13 protein-coding genes are annotated in these 15,875 nt (G+C 65.4%); 5 read left to right on the top strand and 8 right to left on the bottom strand.

The genetic code is table 11. The features are described from left to right. Positions 1-6: 6 nt before the first annotated feature. Positions 7-1,098: a glycosyltransferase family 4 protein gene (locus tag P2T57_RS17805; RefSeq protein WP_276302476.1), complete on the top strand. Its 1,092-nt coding sequence runs from the start codon at positions 7-9 to the stop codon at positions 1,096-1,098. Positions 1,099-1,229: 131 nt separating this feature from the next. On the opposite strand, the gene P2T57_RS17800 is transcribed toward P2T57_RS17805, so the two are convergent. The 4 genes from P2T57_RS17800 to P2T57_RS17785 form a co-directional block, all read right to left on the bottom strand. Then, on the bottom strand, positions 1,230-2,462 hold the full coding sequence (locus tag P2T57_RS17800) for a glycosyltransferase family 4 protein (RefSeq protein ID WP_276302475.1): 1,233 nt from the start codon (positions 2,460-2,462) through the stop codon (positions 1,230-1,232). Then, entirely contained in the window at positions 2,459-3,709 is a 1,251-nt protein-coding gene (locus P2T57_RS17795) for a glycosyltransferase family 4 protein (RefSeq protein ID WP_276302474.1), read from the bottom strand. Before P2T57_RS17795 ends, P2T57_RS17800 begins: the two co-directional genes overlap by 4 nt. A 163-nt stretch (positions 3,710-3,872) precedes the next feature. Then, on the bottom strand, positions 3,873-5,063 hold the full coding sequence (locus tag P2T57_RS17790; RefSeq protein ID WP_276302473.1) for a glycosyltransferase family 2 protein: 1,191 nt from the start codon (positions 5,061-5,063) through the stop codon (positions 3,873-3,875). A 380-nt stretch (positions 5,064-5,443) separates the two neighbouring features. Then, positions 5,444-6,391 (bottom strand): DUF1616 domain-containing protein, encoded by a 948-nt coding sequence (locus tag P2T57_RS17785; protein WP_276302472.1) that lies wholly within the window; start codon positions 6,389-6,391, stop codon positions 5,444-5,446. Between the two features lie 163 nt (positions 6,392-6,554). Here P2T57_RS17785 and P2T57_RS17780 point away from each other — a divergent pair, with 163 nt between their 5' ends. Continuing rightward, positions 6,555-7,241: a PIG-L deacetylase family protein gene (locus P2T57_RS17780; RefSeq protein WP_276302471.1), complete on the top strand. Its 687-nt coding sequence runs from the start codon at positions 6,555-6,557 to the stop codon at positions 7,239-7,241. 111 nt (positions 7,242-7,352) lie between these two features. Here the strand turns inward: P2T57_RS17780 and P2T57_RS17775 are convergent, their stop codons facing one another. Continuing rightward, on the bottom strand, positions 7,353-7,628 hold the full coding sequence (locus P2T57_RS17775; RefSeq protein WP_276302470.1) for a DUF8044 family membrane protein: 276 nt from the start codon (positions 7,626-7,628) through the stop codon (positions 7,353-7,355). 191 nt (positions 7,629-7,819) lie between these two features. Here P2T57_RS17775 and P2T57_RS17770 point away from each other — a divergent pair, with 191 nt between their 5' ends. Together P2T57_RS17770 and P2T57_RS17765 are read left to right on the top strand one after the other, a co-directional pair. Further along, positions 7,820-8,959, top strand: a complete 1,140-nt coding sequence (locus P2T57_RS17770; RefSeq protein ID WP_276302469.1) for a DUF4350 domain-containing protein — start codon at positions 7,820-7,822, stop codon at positions 8,957-8,959. Positions 8,960-9,333: 374 nt separating this feature from the next. Then, the gene (locus tag P2T57_RS17765) at positions 9,334-10,332 is read left to right on the top strand and encodes an AAA family ATPase (protein ID WP_276302468.1); all 999 of its coding nucleotides are present in this window, start codon (positions 9,334-9,336) and stop codon (positions 10,330-10,332) included. A 1-nt stretch (position 10,333) separates the two neighbouring features. Here the strand turns inward: P2T57_RS17765 and P2T57_RS17760 are convergent, their stop codons facing one another. From P2T57_RS17760 to P2T57_RS17750, 3 genes are read right to left on the bottom strand one after another with little or no spacing between them, the layout of a single operon-like run. Continuing rightward, on the bottom strand, positions 10,334-11,317 hold the full coding sequence (locus P2T57_RS17760) for a DUF7982 domain-containing protein (protein ID WP_276302467.1): 984 nt from the start codon (positions 11,315-11,317) through the stop codon (positions 10,334-10,336). Beyond that, entirely contained in the window at positions 11,310-11,873 is a 564-nt protein-coding gene (locus P2T57_RS17755) for a DUF8163 family membrane protein (protein WP_276302466.1), read from the bottom strand. The genes P2T57_RS17760 and P2T57_RS17755 overlap by 8 nt, the downstream gene beginning before the upstream one ends. After that, positions 11,870-13,342 (bottom strand): DUF58 domain-containing protein, encoded by a 1,473-nt coding sequence (locus P2T57_RS17750; protein WP_276302465.1) that lies wholly within the window; start codon positions 13,340-13,342, stop codon positions 11,870-11,872. Before P2T57_RS17750 ends, P2T57_RS17755 begins: the two co-directional genes overlap by 4 nt. 317 nt (positions 13,343-13,659) lie before the next feature. On the opposite strand from P2T57_RS17750, the gene P2T57_RS17745 reads away from it, so the two are divergent. Then, positions 13,660-15,864 carry a hypothetical protein gene (locus P2T57_RS17745; protein WP_276302464.1) on the top strand — a complete coding sequence of 735 codons (2,205 nt, stop codon included), beginning with the start codon at positions 13,660-13,662 and terminating at the stop codon, positions 15,862-15,864. Positions 15,865-15,875 lie beyond the last annotated feature (11 nt).

Below are 15,875 nucleotides of genomic sequence, written 5' to 3'. Positions count from 1 at the left end.
AGTCCAATGGACATCGCTATCGTCACCTACGACAATCAGGGGGGAATGCTCCACTACGCCTCGCAGATGGCGAACGCGCTGGCGAGCGACGAGACCGACGTGACCCAAATCGTCGGTGCCGGCGCGGACACGTCGCTGTTCGACGAGTCGGTGGCCGTCGAGGAGATAGCCTTTCCCGCTTCGCCGTCGGACCTCGGACCGGGAGCGGTGCGCTCGCTCGCACGACTCTATCGGTCGCTCGCCGACGAGTTCGACGTGATTCATCTCACGACGGCCTACAGCTACACCTACGCCCTCCTGCCGTTTCTGGCTCGGAAACCGTTCGTCTACACGCTCCACGACGTGTACGCCCACTCCGGGGAGTACAACCCGAACTGGGAACTCCTCAAGCGCCTGACCGTCTCGGCGGCCGACCGGGTGGTGGTCCACGGCGAACATAACGCCGCATCGTTCGCCGAGAAGTACGGACAGGCCCACAAATGCGTCACCATCCCACACGGAGACTACTCGTTCTTCCGGCGGTACGCGGACGGGCCTGTCAGCTACGACCCGGAACTGCTCTACTTCGGCCGTCTCAAACCCTACAAAGGCCTCGACACCCTCCTCGACGCCGAACGACTGTTAGACGGCACCAACGAGTACGAACTGACCATCGCTGGCGGCGGCGAGTTCGACCCCGAGCGCGTCGCCGACCGCCCGAACGTCACGCTCCGACACGGCTACGTGCCAAACGAGGACGTCGCGGAGTTGTTCCGGCGATGCCGTGCGGTAGTCCTTCCCTACCGGGACGCCACCCAGTCCGGCGTCGTGCCCATCGCCTACTCGTTCGAGAAACCGGTCGTCGTCACCGACGTCGGTGGGCTTCCGGAAGTCGTCAGCGACGGTGAGACGGGCTATCTTGTCCCGCCCGAATCACCAGAACCGCTCGCCGACCGGTGTCGGGACCTCCTCGCGGACCGTGGCCTCGCCGAACGACTCGGCAGACAGGGGCAGGCGTTCGCCCGCCGGGAGATGAACTGGGACGACATCGCCGACGACTTGCTCGAAACGTATCGGGAACTCGTCGGTTCCGAGACCACCCGAGCGAAATCCACATGAGCGCCCACAATTCTATTTATGTCTTATAAAAATACTTTTATTTCTTTTACACCTATAAATATTTTCTTTAGTTATATCTCGACTTCCTCCCGTGGCCGACCGCTCGCAATCAGGTCGCACGCTCCCGACCGTTACTCGTGATGGTCGAGTGCTTCGCTGTGGATGGACGTGACACGCTCGGCGTGGCGCTCCCACGTCCACCCCTGTTCGACGAGGCGTTCGTAGCCTCGCCGACCCATCTCCCGGAGGCGTTCGTGGTCGGCCAGCAAGTCGGCGAGCGCGTCTCTGAGCGCCGCGGGGTCGCCCGGCGGCACGAGGACCCCCGTCTCGCCGTCCACCACTTGCTCGGGGATGCCGCCGGCGTCCCCACCCAGCACCGCCGTCTCGCTCGCCATCGCCTCGTAGATGACGGTCGGCCGCCCCTCGGCGTGGCTTGGGAGGACGAGGAGGTCGGCGGCCGCGAACCACTTTCGAAGCTCGTCGTCGGGGACTCCTCGGCGAAGCTTCCACGGGAGGTCCGATTCGCGGAGCGCGTCCGCCAGCGTCGATTGGTGGTCGCCCGAGTGGCCGACGCCGACGAACCGGGCGTCGGCGTCGTCGAGTCCGCGGATGGCCTCGGCGAGTTCCGGCACGCCCTTCCGCTCGTCGAAGGTCCCGCAGAACAGGACGACCGGTTCGTCTGGCGCGACGCCGAATGCGGCGCGAATCTCGTCCCGGCGCTCGACCGGGAATCGGTCGGGGTTCGCACCGATAGGGACGACCGACACCTTCTCGGGGTCGGTGAGTCGCTCGGCACGCTCGGCGAAGTCCTCGCTTACGCAGAGGACGCCCTCACAGGCGTCAAGCGTCTCGTGGACCTTCCGCCGGACGCGCCCCGACAACTGGTCGGCGTAGAGCAACACGTCGCCGTGGGCCACGACGAACAGCGGCACGTCGTGGCGCTGGGCGTAGGGCACGAGGCCGTACCCGTCGAGGTAGATGGAACACGCCTGTAGCACGTCCGGCACGTCGAAGTTCCGTTCGAGGTACGCAGTCGTGCGCTTGGCCAGCGAGTTGCCCGAGACGTGGTAGAAGTACCGCTTCGGGAGCGCGTAGAGGAACCGCGGACTGTGGACGCGATACGACCCTATCCGCTCGACTTTCGGGATGTCGCTGTACTCCGAGTAGGGTCCGACGGGCGGCGCGAACGGCGTCGGCGAAACCACGTCGATGTCCACGCCCAACTGACTGAGCGCCTCGTGGGACCGGTGATTGAAGACTGCCTGATAGGGAAAGACCCTAGAGGGGTGCTGGGCCGCACACGAGACGAGTCGATAGTCGGCCTCGCCGGTCGCTATCTCCCGCTGGAGTCGCCGGCGACTCATCTACCCTCCGCGACTGCAATCGGTTCGACCTCCTCGGTCTCGTCGGTCGCAACCCGGCGTATCGTGTCGCTCAGGTGCTTGCCGATTGCAGTCCAGTCGTACCGGTCCTTGACGAATGCCCGTCCTCGCTGTCCGAATCGCCGACGTTTGCGTCGGTCGTCCAAGAGTGCGTCGAGGGCGTCGGCGACGGCATCGGGGTCGTTCTCGACGGCCACGCCACCGCTGCTCTCGTCCATGAACTCGGTCACGGCACCGATGTCGGTGGCGACGACCGGGAGGCCGCAGGACATGTACTCGTAGACCTTGATGGGGACCGAATATTCGAGGCTCTCGTCCATCCGTATCGGCGCAATGCCGACGGTGGAGTCGGCGACCAGTTCCGGCACTCGGTCGCCGTCTACGGTCCCGTGGAACGTCACGTTCTGTTCGATGCCGAGGTCCTCTGCGCGCCGTTTGACCGCGGGGAGTCGGTCGCCGCCCCCGACGACCCTGAGGCGAACGTCGTTTTCCATCCGAGTCATCGCTTCGAGATAGACCGGAATCGCTCGCGGGTGGCCGACGTGCCCGCAGAAGACCAGCGTGTCGTCCGGCGGGTCGTCTGCGGGCGTGAACTCGGTGGTATCGACGCCGTTCGGAACTGGCACCGTCTCGTCGGGTCCGACGTGGCGGTAGCGCCGTCTGAGTCGTCGGTCCATCTCGTCGGTCGTGACGAAGATTCGCTCGGCGACCGCGAATATCGCGGACTGATAGAGTCTGCTGAGTCGCGCGAGGAGACCGTCTTTCTCGATGAACCCCAACCCCGCGGCCGCTTCTATCCAGAGGTCCTGCTGGTCCACGAATAGCGGTTTTCGCTTCAACACCGCGGCCGGGAGCGCCGACAGCGCCGTAAAAATCGGCGGCGCGGTCGTCACGATTGCGTCGTACTCGTCGGCGTGAACCGTCACCCACGCCATGGCGTGAAACGCGAAGACGAGATAGTAGGCGAGTCGCACGAGTATCCCCGGATCGGGACGCACCGGTTGCCACGTCCACAGGCGATGGACCGCCATGTCCTCCCATCGCTCCGTCTCGTGTCTCGACCACGACCGCTCGTACTCACCGGGTGGGTAGGATTTGGCGGGCGCAACGGCAGTCACCTCCCAGCCGTCGTCTTCGAGTCGGCGTGCAATCTCTCCGGTTCTGGATGCGTTGCCACCCATCTCCGTCGGAAACATCTGCGAGACGACGAGAATCCGCCGGTCACTCATGTATCGCCCCGTCGTTCCGACGTTTGGCTCTGCTCTCGATTCCCCGATACCGAACCCGTCGTTAGTGAACTCATTGGAAACCCCCGAGTGCAAGACCGTACAACAAGCTCTTATATTAACGCTATGCCCTCTGAGAGGGTCTTTCTGCTCGTCGCGGGGCCGATTAGCTCTGCACCGTTTCGGTGAGCGCGTGGAGGACGATGGCGGTGAAACACGCGAAGATACCCGCCAATCCTAAGAACACCGATAGGATAGCGTATCCGATGGGGAACACCTGCGTCTGGACGTAGATGTGAAGCGTCCAGAAACCGAGGCCGATGCCGGAAATTGACCCGAGGAACCCCGGAACACCGAGAATGGCGACCGGATGCCCTCGCTCCACCGTCCGGAGGATGTTCGCCACGAGGTGGAGACCGTGCGCGACCGGATGGTGACTGTTACCGTTTTCCACGTCGTACTGGATGGTCGTGGAGACCTCCTCGATGTCGTAGCCCTCCCTGCTCGCGTGATAGAGGATGTCTGTACTCGCGCTCATCCCTTCCCCGATTTCGGGGTCCTCTGCCAGCGACTCGACTGCTCGACGTCCATAGGCCCGGAACCCGCTCTGGGTGTCGCTTATCGGCGACTGGACCAGACCGAGACTGGCGTTGGTGAGGAGGTTGATGGCGGAGAGTCCGAACCTGCGGTAGACCGGCAACGAGGTTTCGTTACCGGGGAGAAACCGACTTCCTATCACGAGGTCGGCGTCGCGCTCGCGGCGCGCTTCGACAAGTTTCGGCACGTCTGCGGGGTCGTGCTGGCCGTCGGCGTCGAGGACAACCATGTCTTCGATACCCCAGCGGTCGGCACACCGAAAGGCGGTGCGAAGTGCGCCCCCGTAACCCTGATTCCGGTCGTGTTCGACGACTATCGCCCCCGCGTCCCGAGCGACTTCTGCGGTGTCGTCGCTACTGCCGTCGTCCACCACCAGCACGTCGTCCACGTACTCGCTCGTCTCGCGTACGACGTCGCCGATGGTGGCGCTCTCCTCGAACGCGGGGATGGCCGCGACCATCGAAAGCAGGTCCGAGTCCGGTCCCGGACGAGTCGATGGCTCGACCACGTAGGCGTCGTCGTCCTCGAAGTTCTCGCGTCTGCTTCGGTCGTAATCGACGTACTCGCCGGCGGTGTCGTGAAACAGAAGTCCGGGGAATCCGAGGTGCTGACTCGCCATCCGAAGCACGTCCTCCTCGCTGGCGGTCGTCTCCTTTTCGGGAGTCAGCACGGAGACGTTTCGCTCGCGGACGAAATCGGGGAGTTGGACGCCGGGTCTGCAGTAAACGAGGACGTAGTGGCCGTGCTGATGGGCCCGCATGACGACTCGTGCGACTACATCAACGTTCCCCCGTCCCGCAATGACGCCGACGGCGGCCCGGTTGCGAGTGTCTTGCGGTATTTCGTCTCCAGTTTCGGTCCGTGACATTCTATCACTCCGGTGCCGGACAGGTTCTCGTTGAGTTCAGCCGTTTAGTGAGCTAAATGCGGTTCTTTGCCAGACTGAACTCTTGTCCCGCCGGATTTCGAAAGTGAGACTCTACAGGAACGGTGATAACCATCGCTTACCGTTCAGACAGTTCTCGGCCCAGAAGACGGATTACTTCTCACATAACGATGCAATATTCCGGCGTTTCAATCCGCAACCTGGGGTTTCACGGCCGAAAATCGACTGCCGGGCATCCGGGAGCCACTCGTCCGCTAGCCGGTCTGGTTTCCCGGCGGTGGATTCGGAAGCCAGAGGTGGACCTCTCGATAGGCGTTCGCCACCGACGAGTTGGCCGGAGGGTCGCCTCGGTAGACGAGATAGCTCACCCGGATGCGCTCTCGGTCGGGAGGACGGAGTACGTCGTTCACCCGCCAGTTCCCGCCGGCGTCCACCTGTTGTGAGAATCGGGAGACGATTCGACCCTCGTCGAGACTGGCCTCTCCCCGTCGGCCCGCGCCGGTTTCGGACACCTGCTGTCGGCGGACGACCACGGTGTACCGGACGCGGCGCTTCTCGTGGTTCTCCAGTCCGAAAACCACTCGCGTCCGGGCTTGGCTCTGGACGCGGCTCTGAGCGCCGAACTCCCCGGTCGCCGCGACGAGTTCGTCCGACTCGTTGGGTGTCAACAGGTAGGCCTCGGTGAAGCCGTCCCCGCGCTCGCCGTAGCTAGTGTAAGCGACGGTTCCCGCCGCGAGCAGGACCGCGGCGACGACTGCCGCGTCGAGGAGCGTCCGATTTCGGAAGCGTTCGCGGACACCAGAGCGGTCGTTTCGCCCGGACTCCTCGGCGTCCGGTCGCCGGACTGTCGCGGCAACGACCCCGAGTAGCGTTGCGGCGCTCAGTCCAAGAAGGAGATTTCGCGTCGAGATGGGCCACGGGGAAACGTTCAGCAGGACGCCGACTGCCGTGACGGCCAGAAGGCTGGCGACGACTGTGAGCAGGGTGCGCTCGACCGTCTCGATGGCGCGCTTCTCGGGAAAGAGCGCGACGACCAGTGCGTATCCGGAGGCGAAGAAGACGAACGGGAAGCCCACGACCAGACGGAGCGCCGCCCCGAGGCGGCCCGGTACGAGCGTCACGATACCGAGGACGAACGGGCTGACGGCTACGGCCGCGAGGTCCGGCGAAAGCCGGTCGGCAACGAACTGGTCCCCGGCCACGGTAGCAATGGCCTACGGCGAGGGTTCATAAAAATCGACCGGGCCGACCAGCACCGGTCACGGGATTACGGGAAAGTAATAGTCTCTTGAGTTGTTGGACGAAGGCGACATCTTTTACCGGCAAACATCGAACCCGGACTGGAGAATCATGAAGGTGCTATGTGTGGCGACGCACCCGGACGACGAAATCATCGGCGTCGGTGGGGCACTAGCGAGACACGAACAGGAAGGCGACGACGTTCACGTTTCTATCCTCTCGGAGGCCGAACCCGCCCGATACGACGAAATCACTCCGGAAGTCGAGACGAAGATGAGAGAGCGGCGCGACTGTACTCGAAGAGCGTGTTCGGTCCTCGGTATCGACTCGGTGAGCTTTCACGGCTTTCCGGACAACTCCTTCGACGCGATTCCGCTGTTGGACCTCGTGAAGGCGGTCGAGGACGAGATTCGCACTCACGAACCCGACGTGATATATACCCATCACTACGGCGACCTGAACATCAGTCACGAACTGACCTGCCGGGCGGTGATTACGGCGGCGCGACCGCTTCCAGACTCGACGGTCGAATCCGTCTTCGCCTACGAGACGCTCTCTACGTCCGAGTGGTCGGCTCCATCGGTGCAGAACGCCTTTCAGCCGACCTCGTTCGTGGACATCTCCGAGCAACTGGAGACGAAACTCGAAGCCCTCCGCGAGCATCGGACCGAGTTACAGACACACCCCCATCCCCGGAACACCGAGGACGTGCGTCGGAACGCGAAGCTCTGGGGAGCGAAGTCGGGGCTAGAGGCGGCCGAACCGTTCGAATTGCTCCGGCAAGTCCGGGGGAACGGCGAACGAATACGGTAGTGCGCTGGACGGGAACCAGTGGGCCGAGTCGTCCCGAGGAGGGTCGGGGACCGACACGGAGTCGCTATCGGCGTATCGGTGGGTTTCGTAACCGGGGGCTATCGGGCGGCGTCAGACCAGTCCCGAGGGGAGTATGCCGACCACGTATCCGACCACGAGAAGTCCGAATCCGACCAGCGCGAGCGTCACCAGCCATCCGAGTCGCTGTCGCCACCGCGGCGTCACGTTGATGGGGGCCGTAAACTGGACGAGAACCAGCAGTCCGAGAAGCGAGACGGCGATGAAACGCGGGACAGACAGCGCGTCCAGCGCGAGCAAGGCGAACACCCCGGCGAGCATCCACGCGGTCTGCCACCGCACGAACCGTTCTCGCTGTCGGGAACTCATCTCCCTCACATACCGCGTCGCGTCCGGAAAAGCTATCGGCGGTTCCGGGACCCGACTGGCAAGGACCACCGACTCCTCGTCGGAGTCCTCCCGACGCCGAGATTCCGTCTTCGGCCGCGGAAAGATACACGCTCGGTCGGGGTGTGACTATGGGAACGATTCTATACGGCCGACGGTGTATCCCGTCTGGAATGGACGCGTCCGACTGGTCGTCGCCGTCGGTACCGCAGGTTGTTCTCGCTGGCTTAGTCGTCGCTATCGCAGGACTGGTCGTCTTCAGCGCGGGTACGTCCGGGGCGACGTTCAGCACGTTCAACACCGAGTGGGACGGCGCGAGTTCGCTCCGGTCGGTCGCCGACGACGCGGGACTCGACGTGACGGTGACCGGTGACACGGCGGCCTACTCGTCGGCGACCCCGCCCGGAACGGTCGCGTTCGTGCTGTCGCCGGACTCGGCATATCGCTCGGGCGAGGCCGGACGGGTGGCCGAGTTCGTCAGAACCGGGGGCACGCTCGTCGTCGCGGGCGACTTCGGCCCCCACGCCGACGACCTCCTCGGGTCGGTCGGCGCGTCGGCGCGCCTCGACACCGGGCGATTGCGCGACGGATACTCGAACTACCGGAGTCCTGTGATGCCGGTTGCGACCGGCGTAGCGAACCACTCGCTGGTTGCGGGCGTCGAATCGGTCACGCTGAACCACGCCACCGCGGTCACCCCCAACGGCGCGACCACGCTGGTCAATACGTCCGACTACGCTTATCTCGACACCAACGGCAACGCCACGCTTGACCGGAGCGAGTCGGTCCGGTCGTACCCCGTGGCGACGGTCGAATCGGTCGGCGCGGGCCGTGTCGTCGTTGTGAGCGACCCGAGCGTGTTCATCAACGCGATGCTCGACCGGCCGGGTAACCGCCAGTTCGCGCGTTCCCTGCTAGCGGACCACCGAACGCTCTTGCTCGACTACTCGCACGTCGAGTCGGCGCTCCCGCCCGCGGTTCTCGGGGTCCTCCTCGTCCGACAGTCGGCCGTCCTCCAACTCGGTCTGGGTGCGCTGGTTGTCGGCGCGCTGGCGGTCTGGTCTCGTCGGCCCGCAGTCGGGGCGGAGTCCGTGTTAGCCATTACCTCGGGGAGGCCCGTCGCGCGCGTCGGGCGTCGAATCCGGCAGACGCTCCCCGAGCGGTGGCGCTCGGCGTTCGCCCGGTCTGACGACGAGGACCGTCCTCGGGCCTCGCCCGCCGAGTTGGTCGCGCACCTCGAACGGCGCTATCCCGATTGGGACCGAGAGCGCGTCGAGCGCGTGGTTTCCGCGCTCGAACGCCGAGACGAGTAGGGAAACAATATTCGTTATTATAGTCTTCTTACTATATTTTAAGCATGTATAAAAATGCTTCTAACACGCTCTTTTGATTCTTTCTCCCGCGGATGCACGCGGCTACTCGTCCATCGGCAAGTGGTCGTTCGAGCAACGACCAGTGACCGCTCGTCCGACCGCACCGTCCGCCGGGGCATCGACAACCATCGCGGTCCAACTCGTTCCGCCGAGTCTACCGGTTCGGTGGGACCGTCGGAAGCACAGAGTCCTCGTCGGTGTCGAGTCGCTACCGATGCAAATCATGGCCTAAACCGCCGACGAGGACCGCGTTTGTCCGACGCGCTCGAAACGAACCCGACGAGTTATCCGCCTTGAAGTGGTCACGGTCCACGATGACCGAACCCGCCGGGGTCTACGACGCGCTCCGTGACGAGATACAGACCGTCTTGGTCGGCAACGACGAGGTGGTCGAAATTCTCACCATCTCGCTGTTGACCCGGAGTCACGTCCTCATGGAGGGGGTTCCGGGCGTCGCTAAGACCACCATCGCTCGGTTGTTCGCTCGGGCGACCGGTCTCGACACCAACCGAATCCAGATGACGCCCGACATCCTGCCGGCCGACATCACCGGCACCCACGTCTACCGCGAGGAGACCGGCGAGTTCCAACTCCAGCGCGGCCCGGTGTTCGCCAACCTCGTCGTGGCCGACGAAATCAACCGCGCGACCCCCAAAACCCAGTCGGCCCTGTTGGAAGCGATGCAGGAACAGACCGTCACAATCGAGGGCGAGACGCTCTCGCTTCCGAACCCCTTCCTCGTCGTGGCGACTCAGAACCCCGTCGAGATGGAGGGGACCTACGAGTTGCCTATCGCCCAGCGCGACCGCTTCCAGTTCAAGTTCACCGTCGAACCGCCCGACCGGTCCGACGAGATGGTCCTCCTCGACCGGTTCGACGACCGGCCGGAACTCGGTTCGGAGAACGTCTCACAGGTCGTCACCGCCGACGAGATTCTGTCGGCGCGCGAGACGGTGGATTCGGTTCACGTCGATAGCGCGGTCAAGCGGTATCTCCTCGACTTGGTGGTGGCGACCCGCGAGAGTCCCGAACTCGACCACGGCGCGTCCCCCAGAGCGGGCCTCTCGTACCTCAACGCGGCGAAGGCCCGCGCGGCGATTCGAGGTCGCGACTACGTGATTCCCGACGACGTGAAGGCGCTGGCGATGCCGGTGCTGACCCACAGACTGGTCCCGAGCGCGGAGGCCAACCTGAGCGACGTCACTGTCGAGGAGATAGTCGAGACCATCTCGGACGGCGTGGAACCACCGGACGGCATCGAGGCCACCCCGAGCGTAGACGCGGAAGACGACCGCGGACACGGCGAGTCGTAGACTACGCTCGCTCCGGCGTTTCGGCCTCGAACACGGCAGGGTCCCACTCGAAGGCGACCAGCGCGTCGGCACCCTCGCTTTCGCCTGCTCCGGCCGACGCACCCGTCTCACTGGCCTCGGTCGGGTTGTCCTCGTCGCCCGCTTCGGCCCTAACAGTCGCTGTCACGGGCGTACCGAGTTCGGCTGACAGACCGACCGCGAGGAAGGAGACCGCCGGATGGTCGAAGCGGTCGGCCGCGCCGTAGACGAGGCCCGAGAGTTCAACCACGAGTCTGCCCTCGTCGGGGTTTGCGTCGGCGGTAGCGCTGTCCGCGAGTTCGAAGCCCTCCACGAGCGCGTCGGCCAACTGGTCGCCGAGCGGACTGGGCCGGTCGGCGACTCGTGCAGTCATGGCCGACGAGAACTCCCGGTAGAGTGCCCCGCCGGACGGCGGCAGGGCGACCCCCCGCTCGAACTCGTTGTCGGCTACGACGAACACCGAATCCAACTTTTCGGGCGGGGGAACCGCGTAGTCGCCTCGCTGGGGGACAAAGAGTCGCACCCCGGCGAACTCGTCGTCGTCGGTCTCGGCGGGTGCGTACACCCGGTCGTCTTGCAGGCCGAGTTCGGCCACGAGTCGCGCCCCAGTCGTGGCGAACGCGGCGTAGACGCGCTCACCAGTCTCGGCCGCGACGAACTGCTCGGGCGTCAGGTAGTACGTCAGCACGCCTGCGAACAGCCCGGTGCCACCGAGCGCGAACAGGACGCTTCGGGCGTCGGGGAAGACGACGGCCCCGACGACTGCCAGCGCGCCGACCGCGAACATGCCGAGCGCGGTCCGACGATGCGTGGTCCGGCGTGCCCGGACGTACTCTCCGCGGAGCCGTCGGTTCTCCTCGGCCAGCAGGTCGAGTTGGGCCGCGAGGTCGGCCTCGGTCCCGTCGGAACTGGACTCGTCGCGGCGTTCGTCGGCCTGCTCGGGGTCGCGTTCGCTGGCGTCACTCATCGGTGTCGTCCTCCTCCGTCGTTCCGGATTTCGACTCGGTGTCGGTATCGCGCTCTCGGCCGGTCCGCTCGCCGGGGTCGGGTTGCCCGGACGTTCGACCGCGCTGAGACCTGTCGAGCCAGTAGGTCGCCACCGAAAACGCGCCAACAAGTAGCACGGCGGCGACCGGAGTCGTGACCACCGACTCTCCGCCTGTACTTGCCCAACTCAGTGCTCCTCCGACCCCGGCCGCGGCCACCGTGACCGCGACCGGGAAGGCGGGGTTTTCGACCGTCACTGCGGGCGCGAGGAGAACGGCGAACAGTCCGACTTCGAGTAGGGCGAGTGCGACCAGCGACGCAGGGCGGACTGCGGCGAGTGCGACGTGACCGAGTACGAAGGCGTAGGTCGGCCCGAGGACCCATGCAGACCCGAGGAGCGCGGCCGCGGCGAGACCGGGCAGTCCGGCGACCGCGACGAACCCGAGTCCGGTCAGGAGCGCGGCGACCATGCCGAATCTGGTCTGTCCGACCGTTCGCAAGTCGTCGCCGGCGGACTCGTCCTCAGCGACAGTCATCCGGTCGTTCCCGCCCGTCGCCGGGCCTCACCGGCAGTCAACAGCGTTTCTAGTCGGTCTCCCGGTCCCACTTCGAACGCCGAAACGCGGTCAAGCGCCGCGATGTCCCGACGGAATCGCTCGAAGTCGGCGTAGCGCTCGTAGGCGGTTTCGGGGTCGGTGTCAGTGGCGTCGAACAGCGCGCTCGGCGTCAGAAAGACCAGTGTGTGGCCCTCGCGTCGGCGTGCGAGTTTGACTGCCTCTCTGGTCTCGGCGCGATTCGAATCGTCAGTCACGACGACGGTCGTAATCGCCTGCCGGGATTGGTCGAGGTTCCTCCGGGCCACGCCGTAGAGCGGGTCGTCGGTGATTCGCTCGACGTAGGGGTCGGCGTCCGCGAAGAACGGCCGCAGTCGGACGGCGAACGCCGAGTCGTCACCCCGCATCCGGCGCGCGAACCGTCTGGCGTCCGCGGGAGCGAATTCGACGGTTCCGGTTCCGTCGCTCCGGGTGCGACGACTCCGGGCGTCGAGCGACCTGAGTTCGCGCTCGATTCGGTCGTACTCCTCGGCGGTTGCGGCGTTGGAGTGGGTCAAGAGCAGGCCCTCGTTGCCGACGGGATAGAAGCGAAGCGACTCGTTTCGGTCGCGGGCGTACTGCACCACGGCGAGTGCGACCTGCCGAGCGTAGTCGAACTTCGTTCCGTCTTCGGAACCGGTCGCCATCGTGGGCCGGCAGTCTACCACGAGTGCAGTCCGGCGCTCGGTCTCTCTCTCGAACTCCCTCACGTGGGGTTTGGCGAGTCGCGCGGTGGCCTTCCAGTCGATTCGGCGTAGCGCGTCGCCCGGAACGTAGGCCCGGAGTTCGGCCACGTCGATACCGGGGCCGCGCTCGTCGCTTCGGTGTTCGCCGTAGGGCGCGTTGACTGCCTCACCGCCGACGCCGATGTGCAGGTTCTCCGGTTCGCGCGGATTCACGACGACGCTGGGCGTGGACCCGGAGCGAAACCTCGTTCGGAAACGTCCGGTTTCGTCGGTCACGGTTACGGTTGCGGGGTCGAATTCGAAGGTTCCGGCGAGTGGGCATCGGACCTCGAACGTTCCGGTCGCGGTCCGGTCGCCGACCGATAGCGAAAGTCGTCTGGAGGAGTCAGCGTCTTCGGTTTCGCCACCGCCGTCGGTCGTCTCGATACCGACTGGTGGGTTTGGCATCACCGTGAGCGACACGGGCGTCTCGTCGAGTAGGTCGGCGGTCACCACGACTCGCTCCTCGTCGCCGACGGTGACGGGATTCTGGTCGAGCGTCTGGGTAACCGAGAGTTCGTCGGCGACCGCCGAGGCGGTCCGGCCGAAGGCGTACTGTCCCGCAAGCAACCACCCGGCGATGCCCGCGGCCCCCACGAGCAACAGCGGTCGAGCGAACAGGACAGACAGTCCGGCCAGCACGACGACGAGTCCGGCCTCTCCCCAGTACCGGCGCGTCACCCCCATGCAGTCGTAGACGGTCCTCGCGTAATTCAAGGTTCGGGCAGGAACTACCACGCGACCCCGTATTCCGAGCAGAGGACAATTCGATTCGGTGATTCTCACGAGAGCGTTCTCCAGAAGTGGCCGGTCGGAACGCCGACCGACGGCGGAGTCCGGCGCGGTACGAGACGTATTTTCGAATTGTAAAGCACCAGTAGAATTGTTTTCAAAATAAATACAATTCGAGCCGAGGACACCGATTGGTGCGGGGACGCCGAAGTCTCCACCAAAGGTATAACCCCGGCCGGAGTACGCAACCCTGTGATAGTGGGGGACGGGGTGTGAGCCGACGGCAAATCGTCGCCATCGCGCTCCTGACAGCGGCGGCGTTCGCGCCCGTCACGGGGGCGAGTGCCTCGCTCGTCGCCGACGAGTCTGCCGCTGAAGTAACAGTGCTAACGGACGATACCCCGAGCAAGAGCGAAGTCGCAGGCGTCGTCCCAGACACCCGCACGTCTTGGTCGGCGAGCAGTCAGCAGGTCTCGTCGGAGCGAAACAACTCCACGGCTCCCCGGCGCAACGACTCCGCGGTCCCGCATCGAAATCCGCGTGCGGTCAGCGAGGAGAGTGACCTCGGCGAGGTACAGACGTGGTTAGTCCGTGAGATGTCGGGCGAACTCTCGCGGAGCGCGAACGAAAGCGAGGAGAACCGCGAGCGTGCCCGACGGCTTGTCGACAACGACTCGGAGTACGCCCGCCTCGCCGACCAGTACGCCGAACTCACTAACGGGACGCCCGGCGAGAACGCCGAGGACAGTCGCTTCTCGACGGTGGGACTCCTCCAGCGAGAGTTCTTCGCCGAACTGGAGTCGTACCGCGAGACGTACCGGACCTACCGGCAGGCCCGCGACCTAAACGCCACCCGTACTAACTCGACGGTCCGGACCCGAAGGCTTGCCCACAGACTCGAACGACGGGCGGAGTCGGTCAATCGAACCGCAATTCGACTCAACCGAAGCTACGCGAACCTCTCGTCGGCCCGGCAGGGCAGGTTCCGTCACGTCACCCGGACAATCGGTCGGCTACGTGCCAACGTCACCGACGCCCAGATGACCGTCCGAAACCAGACGCTCGTCCGGACCGACCTGTCGATTCGGACTGAGGAGTCGACCGTCTCGTTCGCCAATCCCGCGACCTTGGTTGGTCGTCTCCGGACTGCGAATGGGACGCCCGTCGCCGACCGAAACGTGACCCTTCGAATCGGGAACCGGACGCTCGATGCGACTACCGACGCGAGCGGCCGGTTCAGCCTCGCGTATCGGCCGACACTGGCCTCGGTGGGCGAGCGCCGCCGGTCGGTCGCCTTTCGGCCCGACAACGAGTCGATGTACGTCGGCGCGAACGCCAGCGTCCGGTTGGCAGTCCAACGAGTCACGCCGACCGTCGGGCTATCGACTTCGCCCGGCCGAGTTAGCTACGACGAGGCCCTGACTGTCGAGGGGCGCGTCGGGACGGACGGCGTGGGCGCACCCGCGGTGCCCCTCGTCGTGACCGTCGGCGGGGTCCGGGTCGCGCTCCTCCAGACTGGCCCGGACGGTTCGTTCGAGGCCTCCCGGCGTCTCCCGGCGAACGTTTCGACTGGGGACCGACAGGTCCGGGTCCGACTCGGGCCTGACGCCGTAAGCCGAGACGGCGGTGGTCGTGGTAGCCTCGCCCCGGCGAACGCCACGGTACCGATTCGGGTCGAATCGACGCCGACCTCCCTGTCGATAACCGAGGCCCGGACCCTCGACGAGTCAGCATTCGTCGCCGGGCGACTCGTCGCCGGGAGCGACCGACCGGTCCCGAACCGAACCGTCAGCGTGGTCGTCGGCGGGACGACGATCACCACCGCGAGGACCAACGCGACGGGGGCATTTGCCGCGACGGTCGAACTTCCGGAGCGCGCCCGGTCGGGGGGCGCAGGTCGAGTCGTGGTCCGGTACTCCGAAATCGGGAACCTCGAATCCGCGCGAGCGAACGACACCCTCTCGTCGGTCGGTTCCGGCCCGGTCCTCTCGGACGACCTGCCCCTCGGCGTTGCGGGACTCGTCTTTCTGACCGTCTTCGGCGTCGTGGTCTGGCGACTCAGGTCCGAGGACCCACACGGGTTCGCCGAGGAGACCCGCGAGTCGGACGGGGACGCCGAAATCGCCCGCCACTCGTCCGAGAAACTTTTCGACTCGGCAGTCTCGTCGCTCGACGCCGGAGCGTTCGACGCCGTGGTCGTGCTGACCTACGCCGCGGTGCGTTCGGAGTTCGGCGAGGAGGTACACTCGCAGGGTCCGCAGACCCATCTGGAATTCGCCGCCGTCTGTCGGGACGCCGACTTGCTCGGCGACGCCGACCTCGAAACGCTGGCGCGACTCACCGAACTGTACGAGTGCGCCGCGTTCGCATCCGGGTCGGTCTCCGAGGCGGAGGCCCGCGAGGCGCTCGAACTCGCCGAGTCGTTGCAGGGGATGGCCGGGGAACCGCCAGTTGGTCCCGAACCGACCGCCGCCTGACGCAGTTTTAT

The organism is Halorussus lipolyticus (genome assembly GCF_029338375.1).
Lineage (GTDB): Archaea > Halobacteriota > Halobacteria > Halobacteriales > Haladaptataceae > Halorussus > Halorussus lipolyticus.
This window is presented reverse-complemented; position numbering and strand designations above follow the sequence as displayed.

Bases quoted from the DNA above. Each gene is read 5' to 3' on its own strand.
- P2T57_RS17750 (WP_276302465.1), bottom strand. From the start codon at position 13,342: ATGGGGGTGACGCGCCGGTACTGGGGAGAGGCCGGACTCGTCGTCGTG.
- P2T57_RS17755 (WP_276302466.1), bottom strand. From the start codon at position 11,873: ATGACTGTCGCTGAGGACGAGTCCGCCGGCGACGACTTGCGAACGGTC.
- P2T57_RS17800 (WP_276302475.1), bottom strand. From the start codon at position 2,462: ATGAGTCGCCGGCGACTCCAGCGGGAGATAGCGACCGGCGAGGCCGAC.
- P2T57_RS17760 (WP_276302467.1), bottom strand. From the start codon at position 11,317: ATGAGTGACGCCAGCGAACGCGACCCCGAGCAGGCCGACGAACGCCGC.
- P2T57_RS17770 (WP_276302469.1), top strand. From the start codon at position 7,820: ATGGACGCGTCCGACTGGTCGTCGCCGTCGGTACCGCAGGTTGTTCTC.
- P2T57_RS17775 (WP_276302470.1), bottom strand. From the start codon at position 7,628: ATGAGTTCCCGACAGCGAGAACGGTTCGTGCGGTGGCAGACCGCGTGG.
- P2T57_RS17805 (WP_276302476.1), top strand. From the start codon at position 7: ATGGACATCGCTATCGTCACCTACGACAATCAGGGGGGAATGCTCCAC.
- P2T57_RS17795 (WP_276302474.1), bottom strand. From the start codon at position 3,709: ATGAGTGACCGGCGGATTCTCGTCGTCTCGCAGATGTTTCCGACGGAG.
- P2T57_RS17790 (WP_276302473.1), bottom strand. From the start codon at position 5,063: ATGCGGGCCCATCAGCACGGCCACTACGTCCTCGTTTACTGCAGACCC.
- P2T57_RS17765 (WP_276302468.1), top strand. From the start codon at position 9,334: ATGACCGAACCCGCCGGGGTCTACGACGCGCTCCGTGACGAGATACAG.